Here is a 14,599-nt window from a genome sequence, read left to right as displayed (position 1 = left end):
CTGCGCCGTCCCGCAAAGAAAAAGGGTGGCCAAAGCCACCCTTTCATGTCGATTTTTCAGGTCGGGGCTCAGCCTGCGCTGGCGCCCTCTTTCTTGGCGTCGGCATAGATCATCAGCGGCTTGGCCTCGGCATGCACGACCGCTTCTTCGTTGACGACAACCTCGGTCACATCATCCATGCCCGGCAGGTCGAACATCGTGTCCAGCAGGATGTCCTCCATGATCGAGCGCAGGCCACGCGCACCGGTTTTCCGTTCGATCGCGCGCTTGGCGATGGCTTTCAGCGCGTCTTCGGTAAAGGTCAGCTGCGTGTCTTCCAGTTCGAACAGGCGCTGGTATTGCTTGACCAGCGCGTTTTTCGGTTCGGTCAGGATGGTGACAAGCGCCTCTTCGTCCAGATCGGTCAGGGTGGCAATCACCGGCAGACGGCCGACGAATTCCGGGATCAGGCCGAATTTCAGCAGATCCTCGGGTTCGAGTTCCTTGAAGGTCTCGCCCACGCCGCGGTTGTCGTTATCCTTGACCTCGGCGCCAAAGCCGATGCCCGAGCCTTTGCCGCGTTGCGAGATGATCTTTTCCAGACCGGCGAACGCGCCGCCGCAAATGAACAGGATATTGGTGGTATCCACCTGCAGGAATTCCTGTTGCGGATGCTTGCGGCCCCCCTGCGGCGGCACCGATGCCACGGTGCCTTCCATGATCTTCAGCAGCGCTTGCTGCACGCCCTCGCCCGAGACGTCGCGGGTGATCGAGGGGTTGTCCGACTTGCGGGTAATCTTGTCGACCTCGTCGATATAGACGATGCCGCGCTGCGCGCGCTCGACATTGTATTCGCTGGCCTGCAACAGTTTGAGGATGATGTTCTCGACATCCTCGCCCACGTAACCGGCTTCGGTCAGGGTGGTGGCGTCGGCCATGGTGAACGGCACATCCAGAATCCGCGCCAGCGTCTGCGCCAGCAGGGTCTTGCCACAGCCGGTCGGGCCGATCAGCAGGATGTTCGATTTCGCCAGTTCGATCTCGCCGGATTTCGAGGCAAGGTTCAGGCGTTTGTAGTGGTTGTGAACCGCCACCGACAGCACGCGCTTGGCGTGGGACTGACCGATGACATAGTCATCCAGAACCGCACAGATGTCCTTGGGCGTGGGCACGCCGTCGGTGGACTTCAGCCCCGAGGCCTTGGTCTCTTCCCGAATGATGTCCATGCACAGTTCGACGCATTCATCACAGATGAACACGGTCGGCCCGGCAATCAGTTTGCGAACCTCGTGTTGGCTCTTGCCGCAGAACGAGCAATAGAGCGTGTTTTTCGAGTCGCTTCCTGAGTTATTCGCCATGGTCTTCCTCTGAGGCTAGCACGTATCGCGGCGATCCGCGGATGGCCCGGCTGACAGTTTACCCCATCAGCCTAGGCCAGAGATTTTCCCGGCACAACGTCAAAAAGTCATGGTCCGGTTCACGAATAGCGGTTACTTGGCCGCGTCGTCGTCCCGGGCACGGTTTTCGACGATCTCGTCGATCAGGCCCCAGGCCTTGGCCTGCTCGGCGTCCATGAAGTTGTCGCGCTCCAACGCGTCGACCACTTCCTTCATTTTCCGCCCGGTATGCTTGACGTAAATGCTGTTCAGACGGTCCTTCAGCTTTTGGGTTTCCTGGGCGTGAATCATGATGTCCGTCGCCTGACCCTGATAGCCGCCCGAGGGCTGGTGAACCATGATCCGGCTGTTCGGCAACGAGAACCGCATCCCCGGCTCGCCGGCGGCCAACAGCAGCGATCCCATCGACGCCGCCTGTCCCACGACCAGCGTGCTGACCTTGGGTTTGATGTATTGCATCGTGTCATAGATCGACAGGCCCGAGGTGACGACACCGCCGGGGCTGTTGATATACATGCTGATTTCCTTGCTGGGGTTTTCGGCCTCCAGATGCAGCAGCTGCGCCACGATCAGGCTGGACATGCCGTCATGCACCGGGCCGGACAGGAAAATGATCCGTTCTTTCAACAACCGCGAGAAAATATCATAGGCCCGTTCCCCGCGCGAGGTCTGCTCGACCACCATCGGAACCAGCGTGTTCATGTAAGTATCAATAGGATCGTTCATTATCGCCCGCCTGTTGGATGCGCCCATGATAGGGACAGGTTACCTAGCAGAGTCTTATGGCGGCGTCCGGCGGGCTGCAAGAGCCAGAGGCGCAAGTCGTCGCACAGGTGCCGGAAATGTCGGAAATTGCACGATGAAAACACGATTTTTTGTGTGGCGGTGATCGGCGGAATAGGCTTTTACCGGTAAAAAGCTGATTTGGAGGATCCTTTCGCATGTCTCGATTTATTGCCGCCCTGACCGCTGCACTGGCCCTGATGGCCCCGGTTGCGCAGGCCGATCCGGTGCCCTCGGACTGGCCGTCGGTTCTGGCCGAGGCCAAGGGTCAGACCGTGTATTGGAACGCATGGGGCGGCGCGACCGCGACCAATGACTTTATCGCATGGGCCGGGCAACAGGTTCAGGACCGCTACGGCGTGACGGTCGAGCATGTGAAACTTTCGGACACGGCCGATGCCGTTAGCCGGGTTCTGGCGGAAAAGGCTGCGGGCAAGGATGCGGGTGGCGCGGTCGATCTGATCTGGATCAACGGCGCCAATTTCGCCGCGATGAAACAGAACGGCCTGCTGTTCGGGCCGTGGGCCGAGGATCTGCCGAACTGGCGCTATGTCGATGTTGCGGGCAAGCCGACGGTGCAAAGCGATTTCACCGTCCCGACCGAGGGTCTGGAATCGCCATGGGCGATGGCGCAGGTGGTGTTTTATTACGATACCGCCCGTCTGACCGAGCCGCCGAAATCCGCCCTTGCGCTGGCCGATTGGATCGCAGCCAACCCCGGCCGCTTTACCTTTCCGCAGCCGCCCGATTTTCTGGGCACGACCTTTCTGAAACAGGCGCTGTTGGGCCTGACCAAAGACCCGGCCCTGCTGCAACAACCGGTCGAGGCAGTGGATTACGACGCCATCACCGCGCCGCTGTGGGCATGGCTGGACGGGATCACCCCGAGCCTCTGGCGCAGCGGTCGCGCCTATCCGCAGACCGGGCCGCGGCAGTTGCAACTGATGGCCGATGGCGAAATTGATCTGGCGATCAGCTTTTCACCCAGCGAGGCCTCGACCGCCATCGCCAATGGCGAACTGCCCGACACGGTGCGCAGCTTTGTCTTTGACGGCGGCACCATCGGCAACGCCAGCTTTGTCGCGATTCCCTATAACGCCAGCGCCAAGGCCGGTGCGATGGTGCTGGCCGATTTCCTGCTGTCGCCCCAGGCACAGGCCCATGCCCAGAACCCCGATATTCTGGGCTATGGCACGGTTCTGGCGATGGACAGCCTGACCCCGGACCAACGCGCAGCCTTCGCGGCGCTGGACCTTGGCATTGCCACCCTGACCCCGGCGGAATTGGGCGCCACTCTGCCTGAACCACACCCAAGCTGGGCGGTGAAACTGGCCGAGGACTGGACCGCGCGCTACGGCGTGGCCCACTGATATGCGCATCGCGCCGGTGCTGACCGTGCTGTTGCTGACCCTGCCGGTTCTGGCCGGGTTGGCAGGCATGGTGGTGCCGGCCTTTGGCTATTTCCCGGCGATCGGCGCCGAACACACCAGTCTGGCGGCGTTTCGCGCCTTGTTGGACTGGCCCGGCTTTGGCCCGGCACTGCGCCTCAGCGCCACCACCGGCATCGCGGCGACGCTGCTGTCGCTGATGGTGACGGTGCTGATCCTGTCGGCATGGTCGGGCACCCGCGCCTTTCACTGGATCGAGCGCGCACTGTCGCCGCTGTTGTCCGTGCCGCACGCCGCTGCGGCCTTTGGCATCGCTTTTCTGATTGCGCCCTCGGGCTGGATCGCGCGGGCGCTGTCGCCATGGCTGACCGGCTGGGACCGCCCGCCCGACCTGTTGATCGTGCAAGACCCGTGGGGCATCGCCATGGTGCTGGGGCTGGTGGCGAAAGAGGTGCCGTTCCTGTTGCTGATGGCACTGGCCGCCTTGCCGCAATGCCAGCCCAACCGCAGCCTGACCCTGGCGCAGGCCATGGGCTATGGCCGGATGGCGGCATGGCTGAAACTGATCCTGCCCCGGCTTTACCCGCTGATCCGGCTGCCGGTCTATGCGGTGCTGGCCTATTCGATGTCCGTAGTTGACGTGGCGCTGATCCTTGGCCCGAACACGCCGCCACCACTGGCGGTGCAGGTGGTGCGCTGGATGGGCGCGCCGGACCTGACGCTGCGGCTGACGGCGTCAGCCGGGGCGGTGGTGCAGGTCGGGCTGGTGATGGCCGGGCTGGGGCTGTGGCGGCTGGCCGAGGGGCTGGTGCTGGGCTGGTGCGCGCGTTGGGCGGCAGATGGCCGGCGGCTGGCACAAGACCGGCTGGCGCGCCTCGCCGCGCTGGCGCTGGCCGGGCTGTCGGCAGGCGCGATCTTTGCCGGGATTGCCGGTCTGGCGCTGTGGTCGGTCGCCGGGCCGTGGCGCTTTCCCAATGCCCTGCCCGATCTGCTGACACCGGGCCACTGGCAGCGCCACGGCGCGGGCCTGATCGAACCGCTGACCGAAACGGTTCTGATCGCCGCCGCCGCGACCGCCATTGCGCTGGTTCTGGTGGTCTTCTGTCTTGAGGCCGAACAGCGGTTCAACCTGTCCAAAGGCCGGGGCGCGATGTGGTTGCTGTATCTGCCGCTCTTGATCCCGCAGGTGGCGTTCCTGCACGGGCTGCAAATGCTGGCCCTTGGCATCGGCGCCGACATGGGCCGCAGCGCGGTGATCGCGGCGCATCTGGTGTTTGTCCTGCCCTATGTGATGCTGTCGCTGGATGATCCTTACAATGGCTGGGACCGCCGTCAGGCCACCGTCGCCGCCGCCCTTGGCGCCGGGCCTAGCCGGGTGTTCTGGCGCCTGCGCCTGCCGATGCTGCTGGCGCCGATCCTGACCGCCGCGGCGGTGGGCTTTGCGGTGTCAGTAGGGCAATACCTGCCGACGCTGCTGATCGGCGCGGGCCGGGTCCAGACCCTGACGACCGAGGCCGTCGCCCTGTCCGCAGGCGGCGACCGCCGGGTGATCGGCATCTACGCTCTGGCGCAAACCGGAGTGGTAATCTTGGGCTTTGCCGCGGCCATCGGCCTGCCACGGCTTGTCTGGGCCAACCGGCGCGGGCTAAGGGGGGCGGCATGACAGCCGGACTGATCCTTGACACATTGACCATCCACCTTGGCAACCGGCCTTTGGTGTCGCTGTCGGCCCGTATCGCGCCCGGCGCGGTGCTGACGGTGATGGGGCCGTCGGGCATCGGCAAATCGACGATACTGGCGGCGATCACCGGCACGCTGGCGCCGGGGTTTCGCTGTCGCGGCCGGATCGTTCTGAATGGCCGCGACCTTGCCGGTCTGCCACCACAGGATCGGCATGTGGGCATTCTGTTTCAGGACCACCTGTTGTTTCCGCACCTGTCGGTCGGCGGCAATCTGAGCTTTGGCCTGCCGCCGGGCACACCCGACCGCAAGGCTGCGATCGCGCAGGCGCTGGCCGAGATCGGCATGGATGGCTTTGCCGGGCGCGATCCGGCGACGCTGTCGGGCGGGCAAAAGGCCCGCGTCGCGCTGATGCGGATGTTGCTGTCCGAGCCGCAGGCGCTGTTGCTGGACGAGCCGTTTTCCGGGCTGGACGCCGATCTGCGCGGTCAGATGCGCGACATGGTGTTCGAGCGCGCCCGCGCCCGCAATCTGCCTGTGGTTCTGGTGACCCATGATGCCGAGGATGCCCGTGCCGCCGGGGGCGAGGTGATGTCGCTGGGCTAGGCCCGGCCCGCGTTACCCAACCCGCCGGTCGAACGAGATCGCCTTGAGCACGGCAAAGGCCTGCGCCCCGACGCGAAGCCCCATCTGATCGACCGCCGCCCGCGTCACCCGCGCCCGCAGCCCCTGCCCGCCGACATCAAGGAACACTTCGGCAAATGGCGTGTCGGCTTCGGACAGGATCTCGGTGATCCGGCCCGCCAGCAGGTTCTGCGCGCTCAGCCCCTCGGGGCGGGCGGTGGCCAGCATCACGTCACGGGCCCGGACGCGCAATTGCACCGTATCGCCGATGGCCAGCGCCGCCTCGGGCATGACCAGTTCATGCCCGGCCACGCTCAGTCGGGTCAGGCGATAGCCGGCGTCATGCCCCGCCACCTGCGCCCGCAGGATCACCCCGCCTTCGAACCGGCTGCCGCCAGCCCCGATATCGAGACGGGCAAAGGTCTGGGCCAGCGGCCCCGAGGCCACGATCTGCCCGTCCTGCATCGCGATCAGCCGGTCGGCGATCTGGGCCAGTTCCTCGACCGAGTGGGTGACATACAGCACCGGAATGCCGAACATCCCCGGCAGCCGGGCGATATAGGGCAGGATTTGCGCCTTGCGGGCCAGATCCAGCGCCGCCAGCGGTTCATCCATCAGCATCAGTCGCGGCTGTGCCAGCAAGGCCCGGCCGATGGCGACCCGTTGACGTTCGCCGCCGGACAATGAGGCCGGACGGCGGGACAAAAGCGGCGCAAGGTCCAGCGCCTGAACCACGGTGTCTTGGGTGATCGCGCCTGCTGCCCGCCGCGCGGCAAAGCGCAGGTTGCCCGCGACCGACAAATGCCCGAACAGCCGCGCATCCTGAAACACCATGCCGACCCCGCGCTGATGCGGCGGCACGAAACGGTCAGGCCCCTGCCATGTCAGCCCGTCAAAACCGATCCGGCCCTCGGCGCGGTCAAATCCGGCTATCGCCCTGAGCAAGGTCGATTTCCCCGCCCCCGACGGGCCAAACAGCGCCGTGATGCCGGCCAGCTCGGCCTCCAGAACGGCGTTCAGGCGAAAGTCGCCCTGTTGCAGGCGAATATCCAAGGACAGCGCGCTCATCCCAGATGCACCGGAAAGCGCCGGTTCAGCGTATAGACCAGCAAGAGGATCACAAAAGCAAAGGCCAGCATCCCCGCCGACCACAGATGCGCCTGCGCATAGTTGATGGTCTCGACCTGTTCATAGATCGCGATCGAGATCACCTTGGTGCGGCCGGGGATATTGCCGCCCACCATCAGCACCACGCCGAATTCGCCGATTGTATGGGCAAAGCTCAGCACCACGGCGGTCAGATAGCCGCGCGCCGACAGCGGCAGGACGACGCTGAAAAACGCGTCCCACGGCCCGGCACGCAGGCTGGCGGCGGCCTCAAGCGGGGCGCGGCCAAGGGATTCGAACGCCGATTGCAGCGGCTGCACCATGAATGGCAACGAATAGAGACAAGACGCCACCACCAGCCCGGCAAACGAGAACGTCAGCGCCTGCCCGGTCGCATCGCGCCACGCGGCGCCCAGCGGGGCCGAGGGGCTGAGGAAGACCAGCAGGTAGAACCCGATCACCGTCGGCGGCAGCACCAGCGGCAGCGCGGTCAGGGCCTCGGCCACCGGCTTCCACTGGCTGCGGCTCCGGGCCAGCGCCCATGCCAATGGCGTGCCCAACAGCACAAGGATCAGCGTCGTCACCGCCGCCAGTTTCAGCGTCAGCCACAGCGGCGCCAGATCAATCATAGCCCGCCTCCTGCATCACAGCCCGCGCCGGGTCCGAGCGTAGAAATGCCATCAGCGCCGCCGCGCCGGCCGTGTCGGTCAGTTGCACTGCGTCCTGCAGGATCGGCGGATACAGCGCCGGGTCCAGCGCCCGCACCACGCCCCCGGCCCCGGCCAGCGCCGATTGCGCGACAAAGCCCAGATCGGCATTGCCGGTCGCCACCAGCGCATAGGCCTGCCCGACATTTTGGCCCAGCACCATGCGCCCGGTCAGATCGACACTCAGGGCCGCGATCACCGCCTCAGCCGCCGCGCCATAGGGGGCAAGGTCGGGATTGGCCAGCGCCACGAATTGCACCGTCGGATCGGTCAGCGCCGCCAGCGGGTCGGCGGGCAAATCGCTGCGCCGCGACCACAGCACCAACCGCCCGCGCGCATAGGTAAAGCGGCTGCCGGGCACGGTGCCGCCTTCGGCCTCTAATCGCGCCGGGCGGGCCTGATCGGCGGCCAGCCAGACATCATAAGGCGCCCCGGCCCGGATCTGGGCATAGGCCTGTCCGGTCGAGCCGATCACCAGTTGCAGATCATAGGGATAGGCGGCCTCGAACGCCGGTTCCAACGCCGCCGCCGTTCCGGCGAAATTGGCCGCCACCGCCGCCAGAACCACGGGCCGCGACCCGGCAAGGCCCGGCGCGGCACTGGTCAGAACGGCAATGGCAAAAACGAGCGCGCGCGGCATCCGGTCCTCGATATGTTTCACCAAACATATCGACCCGCGCCGCACAGGCAAGCGTTATGTTTCGTCGGACATATTGGCCAGCATCGCCGCGACACCGGCGCGGGTCTGGGCGGTCACCGTCTCGGCGTCGCGCTGCATCCGGCGATACAGCGCCAGCATGGCGATCCCTTGTTGGCTCAGCTTGGCGCCGCCGCCCTCGGCCCCGCCACGGCTGGTTTCGACCAGAGGCGTTGCAAAGGCGGCATTCATTTCCTCGACCAGCGTCCACGCCCGGCGATAGCTCATCGACATCGCCCGTCCCGCCGCCGAGATCGAGCCGGTCTCGGAAATCCCTTGCAGCAGATCGGCCTTGCCCGGCCCGAACGGCACATCGCCCGGCAATGTCAGGCGCAGCCGCAACGCGGGCAAAGGTCTATCGGTCATCGCTGCGTCCTTCGATCTGTTCCGAACGCACCCGGCGCAGGATTTCGACCAGCATCGCCGTATAAAGCCCCATGTTCAACAGCCCATTCGCCGCCGCCAGACCGCCCAGCACCCGCCATTCGTCGTCCAACAGCACGTCGCCAAAGCCCAGCGTCGTGAATACGACGATCGAGAAATAGACCGAAGCCTCCCATGTCGGGAACAGGTCCAGCACGATAAACGCCGCCGCCCATGTCCAGACCGAGGCACTGAACACCACCAGCACGATCAGCACCGACGACACCAGAACCACCGCCATTTTCGGCGCATGTGGCCGCCGCACCAGCCACGGCCCGGCAACCGTCACCGCGCCTTCGATGAACCAAAACCCCAGCCCCGCCAGCAGAACGGTAAACAGGATCAGGCCGGTGCTGATGATCAGTTCGTCAAGCATGATGGTCCTTGTCGCAACGCTTGGGCGTTCCTTCAGCGGCATTTGACCCAAGCGCGGCAGGCTGCGCAAGCCCCCCGTTCGGGGGCGAATCCGGAACGCCGTTCGCGCGGCGCGTGTGCCTTTGCCATGGTGCGGCGGGGGTGTGACTTTCAGCTTGATACATGAAACATGAATCAGTATTCAGGTTGCATGGCTACGTCACCTTCTCCCAAGACCAAACGCGGTGCCGCGCGGCGCGAGCAATTGCTGCGCGCTGCCGAGGATGTCATCGGCAGTCAGGGCTTTTCCGCCGCCTCGATCGCCGACATCACCCGCAAGGCCGAAACCGCGCTTGGCACGTTCTATATCTATTTCTCCAGCAAAGAGGACGTGTTCCGCGAACTGGTTCTGGAAATGGGCCGCCTGACGCGGGGCATCATCACCGGCGCCGTGACCGAAGCGCCAAACCGGCTTGAGGCCGAGCGGCGCGGGCTGGCGGCGTTTCTGCGTTTTGTCTGCGAGCGCCCGGCGCTGTATCGCGTGGTCGAAGAGGCGCGCTTTGTCGATCCCGACGCCTACCGAACCTATTTCACCAATTTCGCCAAGGCCTATCAAAGCCAGCTTTCCGCCGCCGAGGCCGCGGGCCAGTTGCGCCCCGGCGATGCCGAGGTCCGGGCATGGGCGCTGATGGGCATGGCCAAGGCCTTGGGCGAACGCTATGTGCTTTGGGCCGATACGCCCGATATCGACCATGTCGTGGACGAGGCGTTCTCGATGATCCGCAACGGGCTGGAACCATGACCGCGCTGGTCGAAACCCGCCTCATGCCCTTGGCCAACGCCTCTCTGTGCGCCCAGATTCGCCTGAGCGCCCCGCGCGCCAATGCGCTTGAACCGAACCTGATGACCGCACTGCATGCGGCGTTGGATCAGGCCGAACAGCATGACGCCAAGGTGATCCTGCTGTCGGGCGGGCGGGCGTTTCCGTCGGGTGGCGATGTGGCCCGGTTCTATGAGGCCGCCCGCAACGGTGCCGAAGCCGCCCGTGCCTATGCCGACCGGGTGGTGCCGCCCTTGCAGGCGCTGGTGCTGCGGCTGGTCTCGATGCCGCGTCTGGTGGCGGTGGCGGCCAATGGCGCGATCACCGGTGGCGCGGCGGGGCTGTTGTTCGCCTCGGATCTGGCGATCCTGTCGCCCACGGCGTTTATCCAACCCTATTACAGCGCCGTCGGCTTTGCCCCTGATGGCGGCTGGACCGCACTGTTGCCGCACCGGATCGGCGCCGGACGCACACTAAGCTGGCTGCACAGCAACGAACGGGTCGATGCGCGCGATGCGGTCGGGCTGGGACTGGCCGAGCAGGTCTCGGATCATCCGCTGGACGCGGCGCGCGACCGGCTGGCGCATGGCAATCTGAATGCGCATCTGACCGCCAAGGCGCTGATCTGGGACGGGCCACGCCTTGCCACATTGTCCCGGCGGCTGGAGGCCGAGACCGCTGCCTTTCGCGACCGGATCGGACAGCCCGATGTGCTGGACGGTATGCGCGCCTTTCTGACCCCTGATCAGGCGATAGATCATGTTTGACCTCATCCCCGACATGGCCGCCAAGCGGGCCGAGATTTCCCCCGACGCGCTGGCGTTTCGCGATCTTGGCACCGGCCAGGACTGGAGCTTTGCCCGCGTCAACGCCGCTGCCGATGCAGTGGCGCAAGGGCTGCGCGCCGCCGGGCTGACCGCTGGCGACCGGCTGGCGATCCTGTGCCTGAACCGGGCCGAGTTCTTTGTCACCCTGTTCGCCTGCCAGAAAACCGGGATCATCCTGTGCCCGCTGAACTGGCGGCAACCGGCGCCCGAGCTGATCGACACCCTGACCGGCGTCGCGCCCCGCGCGCTGATCTGTGAGGCCGGTCTGGCCGAAGTCGGCAAGGCTGTCGCGGACCAGATGCAGATCGACCTGTTCGACATCGACACCACCCTTGCCGGATGGATCGCCAATGGCGATGCCCCGGCGCTGGCCGATCCGGTCCCGGCGACGCGGCCTTGGTATCTGTTGTTCACCTCGGGCACCACCGGGCGGCCCAAGGCGGTGATCCAGACCGCGCGAATGAGCTGGGCCAACACGGTGAACATCAGCCAGGCGATCGGGCTGACCCCGGGCGACAGTGCCGTTTGTTTCCTGCCGCTGTTCCACACCGCCGGGATCAACCTCTACACCTTGCCGATGTTCCTGACCGGCGGGCAATCCAGCCTGTTCCCGAAATTCGAGCCCAATCAGTTGCTGGATCTGATCCGGCAGGGTCAGGTCAACCAGTTCTTCGGCGTCCCGGCGATCTATCAGGCCTTCAGCCTGATGCCCGAGCTGGACAGCATCGACTGGACCAGCATCCGCTGTGCCTGTGGCGGCGCGCCGCTGCCGGAACCGCTGATCCGGCTGTTCGCGCAAAAAGGCGCGAAGGTGCTGAACGGCTTTGGCATGACCGAGACCGGCCCCACCGTGTTCCTGATGGACCCGGCCCGCGCCGAAGAGAAAATCGGCTCGGTCGGGCGGGCGCAGATGCTGACCGATATGCGACTCGATGGCGTGGCCCCCGGCCAGCCCGGCGAGGGCGAAATCCAGCTGCGCGGCCCGAATATCACGCCGGGCTATTTCGGCAATGACGCTGCCACCCGCGACACCTTTACTGCTGATGGCTGGCTGCGCACCGGCGACATCGGGCGGCGCGACGCCGATGGCTATGTGTTCGTGATCGACCGGATGAAGGACATGTTCATCTCGGGCGGCGAAAACGTCTACCCGGCCGAGGTCGAGCGCCTGTTGAACAGCCATCCCGATATTCTGGAAGCCGCCGTTGTCGGTCAGGCCGACGCCAAATGGGGCGAGGTCGGCGCGGCCTTCGTGATCCTGCGCCCCGGACATTCGCTTGACCCCGACAGCCTGCGCCCGTGGTGCCGCGACCGGATCGCCGCCTATAAGGTGCCGGTGCGGTTTTCCGTGATGGACGATTTCCCGCGCACGGCCGCCGGCAAAGTGCGCAAACCCGATCTCAGAAAGATACTGCAATGACCCTGACCCTTTCGGCCCGCTGGACCCCCAGCCAGCAAGAGTTCGACGATTTCGCCCGGGTCTCGGGCGACGACAACCCGATCCATGTCGATCCCGAATTTTCGGCCCGCACCGCCTTTGGCCGCACGGTCAGCCACGGCATGCTGATCTATTCGCGGCTGTGGGGGCTGCTGACCGCCGCCTGCCCCGAGGCCAAGCAGGTGCACCAAGCGATGATGTTCCCCAACCCCGCCTTCGCCGGGGAAGAGGTCGAATTGTCGATCCGCGGCACGGTGCCCGGACAGGTCATCATGCGCGCGGCGCGCGTGGTGGACGGGGCGGAATTGCTGATCGGAGAGGCAGAGCTGGCATGATGCAAGTTGGACAAACCGCCAAGGTCACCCGCAGTTATAGCGCTGCCGATCTGACCGAATTCGCCACCCTGTCGGGCTGTGACGTGCCGCAAACCACGGTGCCTGAACCGCTGATCGCGGCGTTGTTCTCGTATCTGTTGGGGGTGCACCTGCCCGGCCCCGGCACCAATTACCTGAAACAGGACCTGCATTTCCCGGCGCCCGCACCGTTAGAGGTCGAATTGACCGCGACGGTCGAAATCGTCCGCCTGCGCAGCGAAAAGCATCTGGTCGATCTCTGGGCGCGCTGCACCACGCCCGAGGGCACTGTGGTCTGCGAGGGGCGATCCCTGGTCAAGGCCAAGGATGTCGGCGCCTAAAGCCCGGCGGCAAAGCGTTTCAGACAATCAGCAAAGGCGGCGGGTTCTTCCAGATGCGGCGAATGGCCGGACTGGGCAAAGCCCTGCACCCGGCCTTGCGGCGCGGTCTCGGCCAGCCACTGGGCCGCCGAGGCCGGATAGACCCGGCTGCGCTGGCCGTAAGTCACCAGATACGGCACGTCCAGATCGGGGATCACCCGGCGCAGGTCCATGGCCACCAGTTCGTCCCAGATCTGACGCATCAGGTCGGGATCGTTGGCCATGATCTGCGCGAAAGCGGCGTCGCTGCTGAACCCCGGCGCGCCGCCGGGTTGGGCGAACATCGTCGCGGCGATGGCATGGGCCATGCCCGGCCAATCCTCGGCCATGCGCCGGGTCGAGGCCTGAACATCCGCCGGGCTTTGGCCCTTTAGCCCGTGCGGCCAGTCCGGGCCGCTGACCAGACGCGGGCTCATGTCCACCGTGACCAGCCCGGCCAGCCGCGCGGTGCCGTGGCGCTGAATCATCTGCCACGCGGCTGCGGCCCCCATCGACCAGCCGACCAGAATGACCTTTTGCAGATCGTTGCGCGCCAGCAGATCGGCCACCGCATCGGCCATCGCTACCAGCGACAGCGGCTGATCCGCGGCGCTGCCGTGACCGGGCATATCCGGCGCGAAACAGCGCGCCCCCGGCCCCATCCGTGCGATCAGATCGTCAAAGATCGCGCCCCGCATCGTCCAGCCATGCAGAAAAACCAGCGGGTGCGCTGTATGTTGCGACGGCGCCACCCGGCTCAGCGCCCGCCCCGAAGCCGCCCGACAATGCCGGTCGGGAAGAAATAGACGCTGAGGATGAACAGCACGCCCAGCCACAGCAGCCAGCGGTCGGGGTTCAGCAGATCGGGGATCAGCGGCAGACCGCTGGTGGCCTCGGAGGCAACACCCATCAGGTTCTGCAAATAGTTCTGCGCCAGCACGAACAGGGTCACACCGACCACCGCGCCATACATCGTGCCCATGCCGCCGATCACCACCATCAGCAGGATATCCAGCATGATTTCAAAAGACAGCGTGGTGTCCGGCCCGACATAGCGCAGCCAGATCGCGAACAGGCTACCCGCCAGCGCCGCCACCGCCGCCGACAGACAGGTCGCCGCCGAGCGATACCAGACCACGCGATAGCCAATGGCCTCGGCGCGGAAGTCGTTCTCGCGGATCGCCTGCAGCACCCGGCCAAAGGGCGAATTCACCACCCGCAGCAGCATCAGGAACAGCGCCAGCGAGGCAAAGAATACCAGATAGTAATTCAGGATCTTGCCGGTGATCTTGACGCCCATCACCTCGCCCAGCCGCAGCGCCGGGGTCAGGTCGCGCGGGATGCTATAGTTCAGCCCGTCCTCGCCGCCGGTCAGGCCCGACAGTTGGCTGACCAGAACCGCCACCGCGCTGGCCACCGCCAGTGTGATCATGGCGAAAAAGATCGCCCGTACCCGCAGTGAAAACAGCCCGATCAGCAGCGCCAACAGCGCCGCCGCCAGCGCCCCGGCCAATGCGCCGACCGCCAGCGCGTCATAGCCGCGCCCCATATGAACCGAGGCCAGCGCCACGCCATAAGCCCCCAGCCCGAAGAACATCGTATGGGCAAAGCTGACGATGCCGCCATAGCCCAGCATCAGGTCGTAACTGGCCACCAGCACGAT

The 14,599-nt window shown here is 65.5% G+C and carries 17 protein-coding genes; 8 read left to right on the top strand and 9 right to left on the bottom strand.

All coding sequences use genetic code 11. The annotated features are described in order from the left end of the window. Positions 1 to 68 precede the first annotated feature (68 nt). Positions 69 to 1,337: an ATP-dependent Clp protease ATP-binding subunit ClpX gene (clpX, locus tag ABYW26_RS02425; protein ID WP_372603151.1), complete on the bottom strand. Its 1,269-nt coding sequence runs from the start codon at positions 1,335 to 1,337 to the stop codon at positions 69 to 71. Between the two features lie 132 nt (positions 1,338 to 1,469). Beyond that, positions 1,470 to 2,102, bottom strand: coding sequence for an ATP-dependent Clp protease proteolytic subunit (locus tag ABYW26_RS02420; protein WP_372603150.1), 633 nt, complete (start codon positions 2,100 to 2,102; stop codon positions 1,470 to 1,472). Between the two features lie 215 nt (positions 2,103 to 2,317). Here ABYW26_RS02420 and ABYW26_RS02415 point away from each other — a divergent pair, with 215 nt between their 5' ends. From ABYW26_RS02415 to ABYW26_RS02405, 3 genes are read left to right on the top strand one after another with little or no spacing between them, the layout of a single operon-like run. After that, positions 2,318 to 3,529: an ABC transporter substrate-binding protein gene (locus ABYW26_RS02415; protein WP_372603149.1), complete on the top strand. Its 1,212-nt coding sequence runs from the start codon at positions 2,318 to 2,320 to the stop codon at positions 3,527 to 3,529. Position 3,530: 1 nt separating this feature from the next. After that, positions 3,531 to 5,210 (top strand): ABC transporter permease, encoded by a 1,680-nt coding sequence (locus ABYW26_RS02410; protein WP_372603148.1) that lies wholly within the window; start codon positions 3,531 to 3,533, stop codon positions 5,208 to 5,210. Further along, positions 5,207 to 5,833 (top strand): ATP-binding cassette domain-containing protein, encoded by a 627-nt coding sequence (locus ABYW26_RS02405; protein WP_372603147.1) that lies wholly within the window; start codon positions 5,207 to 5,209, stop codon positions 5,831 to 5,833. Before ABYW26_RS02410 ends, ABYW26_RS02405 begins: the two co-directional genes overlap by 4 nt. A 12-nt stretch (positions 5,834 to 5,845) precedes the next feature. On the opposite strand, the gene modC is transcribed toward ABYW26_RS02405, so the two are convergent. From modC to ABYW26_RS02380, 5 genes are read right to left on the bottom strand one after another with little or no spacing between them, the layout of a single operon-like run. Beyond that, on the bottom strand, positions 5,846 to 6,919 hold the full coding sequence (modC, locus tag ABYW26_RS02400) for a molybdenum ABC transporter ATP-binding protein (protein ID WP_372603145.1): 1,074 nt from the start codon (positions 6,917 to 6,919) through the stop codon (positions 5,846 to 5,848). Further along, on the bottom strand, positions 6,916 to 7,587 hold the full coding sequence (modB, locus tag ABYW26_RS02395; RefSeq protein ID WP_372603143.1) for a molybdate ABC transporter permease subunit: 672 nt from the start codon (positions 7,585 to 7,587) through the stop codon (positions 6,916 to 6,918). Before modB ends, modC begins: the two co-directional genes overlap by 4 nt. Further along, complete coding sequence (modA, locus tag ABYW26_RS02390; protein WP_372603142.1) at positions 7,580 to 8,326, bottom strand: molybdate ABC transporter substrate-binding protein; 747 nt, start codon at positions 8,324 to 8,326, stop codon at positions 7,580 to 7,582. The genes modB and modA overlap by 8 nt, the downstream gene beginning before the upstream one ends. Positions 8,327 to 8,359: 33 nt before the next feature. Continuing rightward, positions 8,360 to 8,728, bottom strand: coding sequence for a winged helix-turn-helix domain-containing protein (locus ABYW26_RS02385; RefSeq protein ID WP_372603141.1), 369 nt, complete (start codon positions 8,726 to 8,728; stop codon positions 8,360 to 8,362). Continuing rightward, positions 8,718 to 9,161 carry an ion channel gene (locus tag ABYW26_RS02380; RefSeq protein ID WP_372603139.1) on the bottom strand — a complete coding sequence of 148 codons (444 nt, stop codon included), beginning with the start codon at positions 9,159 to 9,161 and terminating at the stop codon, positions 8,718 to 8,720. Before ABYW26_RS02380 ends, ABYW26_RS02385 begins: the two co-directional genes overlap by 11 nt. Positions 9,162 to 9,350: 189 nt before the next feature. Between ABYW26_RS02380 and ABYW26_RS02375 the strand changes: the two genes are divergently transcribed. From ABYW26_RS02375 to ABYW26_RS02355, 5 genes are read left to right on the top strand one after another with little or no spacing between them, the layout of a single operon-like run. Then, a complete protein-coding gene (locus ABYW26_RS02375; RefSeq protein ID WP_372603138.1) occupies positions 9,351 to 9,941 on the top strand; it encodes a TetR/AcrR family transcriptional regulator in 591 nt (196 codons plus the stop codon). After that, positions 9,938 to 10,726 (top strand): enoyl-CoA hydratase/isomerase family protein, encoded by a 789-nt coding sequence (locus ABYW26_RS02370; RefSeq protein WP_372603136.1) that lies wholly within the window; start codon positions 9,938 to 9,940, stop codon positions 10,724 to 10,726. The genes ABYW26_RS02375 and ABYW26_RS02370 overlap by 4 nt, the downstream gene beginning before the upstream one ends. Then, positions 10,719 to 12,206, top strand: coding sequence for a class I adenylate-forming enzyme family protein (locus ABYW26_RS02365; protein WP_372603135.1), 1,488 nt, complete (start codon positions 10,719 to 10,721; stop codon positions 12,204 to 12,206). The genes ABYW26_RS02370 and ABYW26_RS02365 overlap by 8 nt, the downstream gene beginning before the upstream one ends. Beyond that, complete coding sequence (locus ABYW26_RS02360; RefSeq protein WP_372603134.1) at positions 12,203 to 12,559, top strand: MaoC family dehydratase; 357 nt, start codon at positions 12,203 to 12,205, stop codon at positions 12,557 to 12,559. Before ABYW26_RS02365 ends, ABYW26_RS02360 begins: the two co-directional genes overlap by 4 nt. Next, positions 12,556 to 12,918, top strand: a complete 363-nt coding sequence (locus ABYW26_RS02355; protein ID WP_372603133.1) for a phosphate acetyltransferase — start codon at positions 12,556 to 12,558, stop codon at positions 12,916 to 12,918. The genes ABYW26_RS02360 and ABYW26_RS02355 overlap by 4 nt, the downstream gene beginning before the upstream one ends. On the opposite strand, the gene ABYW26_RS02350 is transcribed toward ABYW26_RS02355, so the two are convergent. After that, positions 12,915 to 13,688 (bottom strand): alpha/beta fold hydrolase, encoded by a 774-nt coding sequence (locus ABYW26_RS02350; RefSeq protein WP_372603132.1) that lies wholly within the window; start codon positions 13,686 to 13,688, stop codon positions 12,915 to 12,917. The two genes, ABYW26_RS02355 and ABYW26_RS02350, sit on opposite strands and share 4 nt — an antisense overlap. Before the next feature lie 5 nt (positions 13,689 to 13,693). Beyond that, positions 13,694 to 14,599 (bottom strand): branched-chain amino acid ABC transporter permease (locus ABYW26_RS02345; RefSeq protein WP_372603131.1); only part of this gene is annotated, 906 nt, incomplete at its 5' end.

It is taken from the genome of Actibacterium sp. (assembly GCF_041584535.1).
Taxonomy (GTDB): Bacteria; Pseudomonadota; Alphaproteobacteria; order Rhodobacterales; family Rhodobacteraceae; genus Actibacterium_D.
This window is presented reverse-complemented; position numbering and strand designations above follow the sequence as displayed.

Excerpts from the sequence above, each read along its gene's own strand:
- ABYW26_RS02355 (WP_372603133.1), top strand. The coding sequence starts at position 12,556 with ATGATGCAAGTTGGACAAACCGCCAAGGTCACCCGCAGTTATAGCGCT.
- ABYW26_RS02410 (WP_372603148.1), top strand. The coding sequence starts at position 3,531 with ATGCGCATCGCGCCGGTGCTGACCGTGCTGTTGCTGACCCTGCCGGTT.
- ABYW26_RS02380 (WP_372603139.1), bottom strand. The coding sequence starts at position 9,161 with ATGCTTGACGAACTGATCATCAGCACCGGCCTGATCCTGTTTACCGTT.
- clpX (WP_372603151.1), bottom strand. The coding sequence starts at position 1,337 with ATGGCGAATAACTCAGGAAGCGACTCGAAAAACACGCTCTATTGCTCG.
- ABYW26_RS02375 (WP_372603138.1), top strand. The coding sequence starts at position 9,351 with ATGGCTACGTCACCTTCTCCCAAGACCAAACGCGGTGCCGCGCGGCGC.
- ABYW26_RS02360 (WP_372603134.1), top strand. The coding sequence starts at position 12,203 with ATGACCCTGACCCTTTCGGCCCGCTGGACCCCCAGCCAGCAAGAGTTC.
- ABYW26_RS02405 (WP_372603147.1), top strand. The coding sequence starts at position 5,207 with ATGACAGCCGGACTGATCCTTGACACATTGACCATCCACCTTGGCAAC.
- modC (WP_372603145.1), bottom strand. The coding sequence starts at position 6,919 with ATGAGCGCGCTGTCCTTGGATATTCGCCTGCAACAGGGCGACTTTCGC.
- ABYW26_RS02385 (WP_372603141.1), bottom strand. The coding sequence starts at position 8,728 with ATGACCGATAGACCTTTGCCCGCGTTGCGGCTGCGCCTGACATTGCCG.
- ABYW26_RS02370 (WP_372603136.1), top strand. The coding sequence starts at position 9,938 with ATGACCGCGCTGGTCGAAACCCGCCTCATGCCCTTGGCCAACGCCTCT.
- ABYW26_RS02415 (WP_372603149.1), top strand. The coding sequence starts at position 2,318 with ATGTCTCGATTTATTGCCGCCCTGACCGCTGCACTGGCCCTGATGGCC.
- ABYW26_RS02420 (WP_372603150.1), bottom strand. The coding sequence starts at position 2,102 with ATGAACGATCCTATTGATACTTACATGAACACGCTGGTTCCGATGGTG.
- ABYW26_RS02365 (WP_372603135.1), top strand. The coding sequence starts at position 10,719 with ATGTTTGACCTCATCCCCGACATGGCCGCCAAGCGGGCCGAGATTTCC.
- modB (WP_372603143.1), bottom strand. The coding sequence starts at position 7,587 with ATGATTGATCTGGCGCCGCTGTGGCTGACGCTGAAACTGGCGGCGGTG.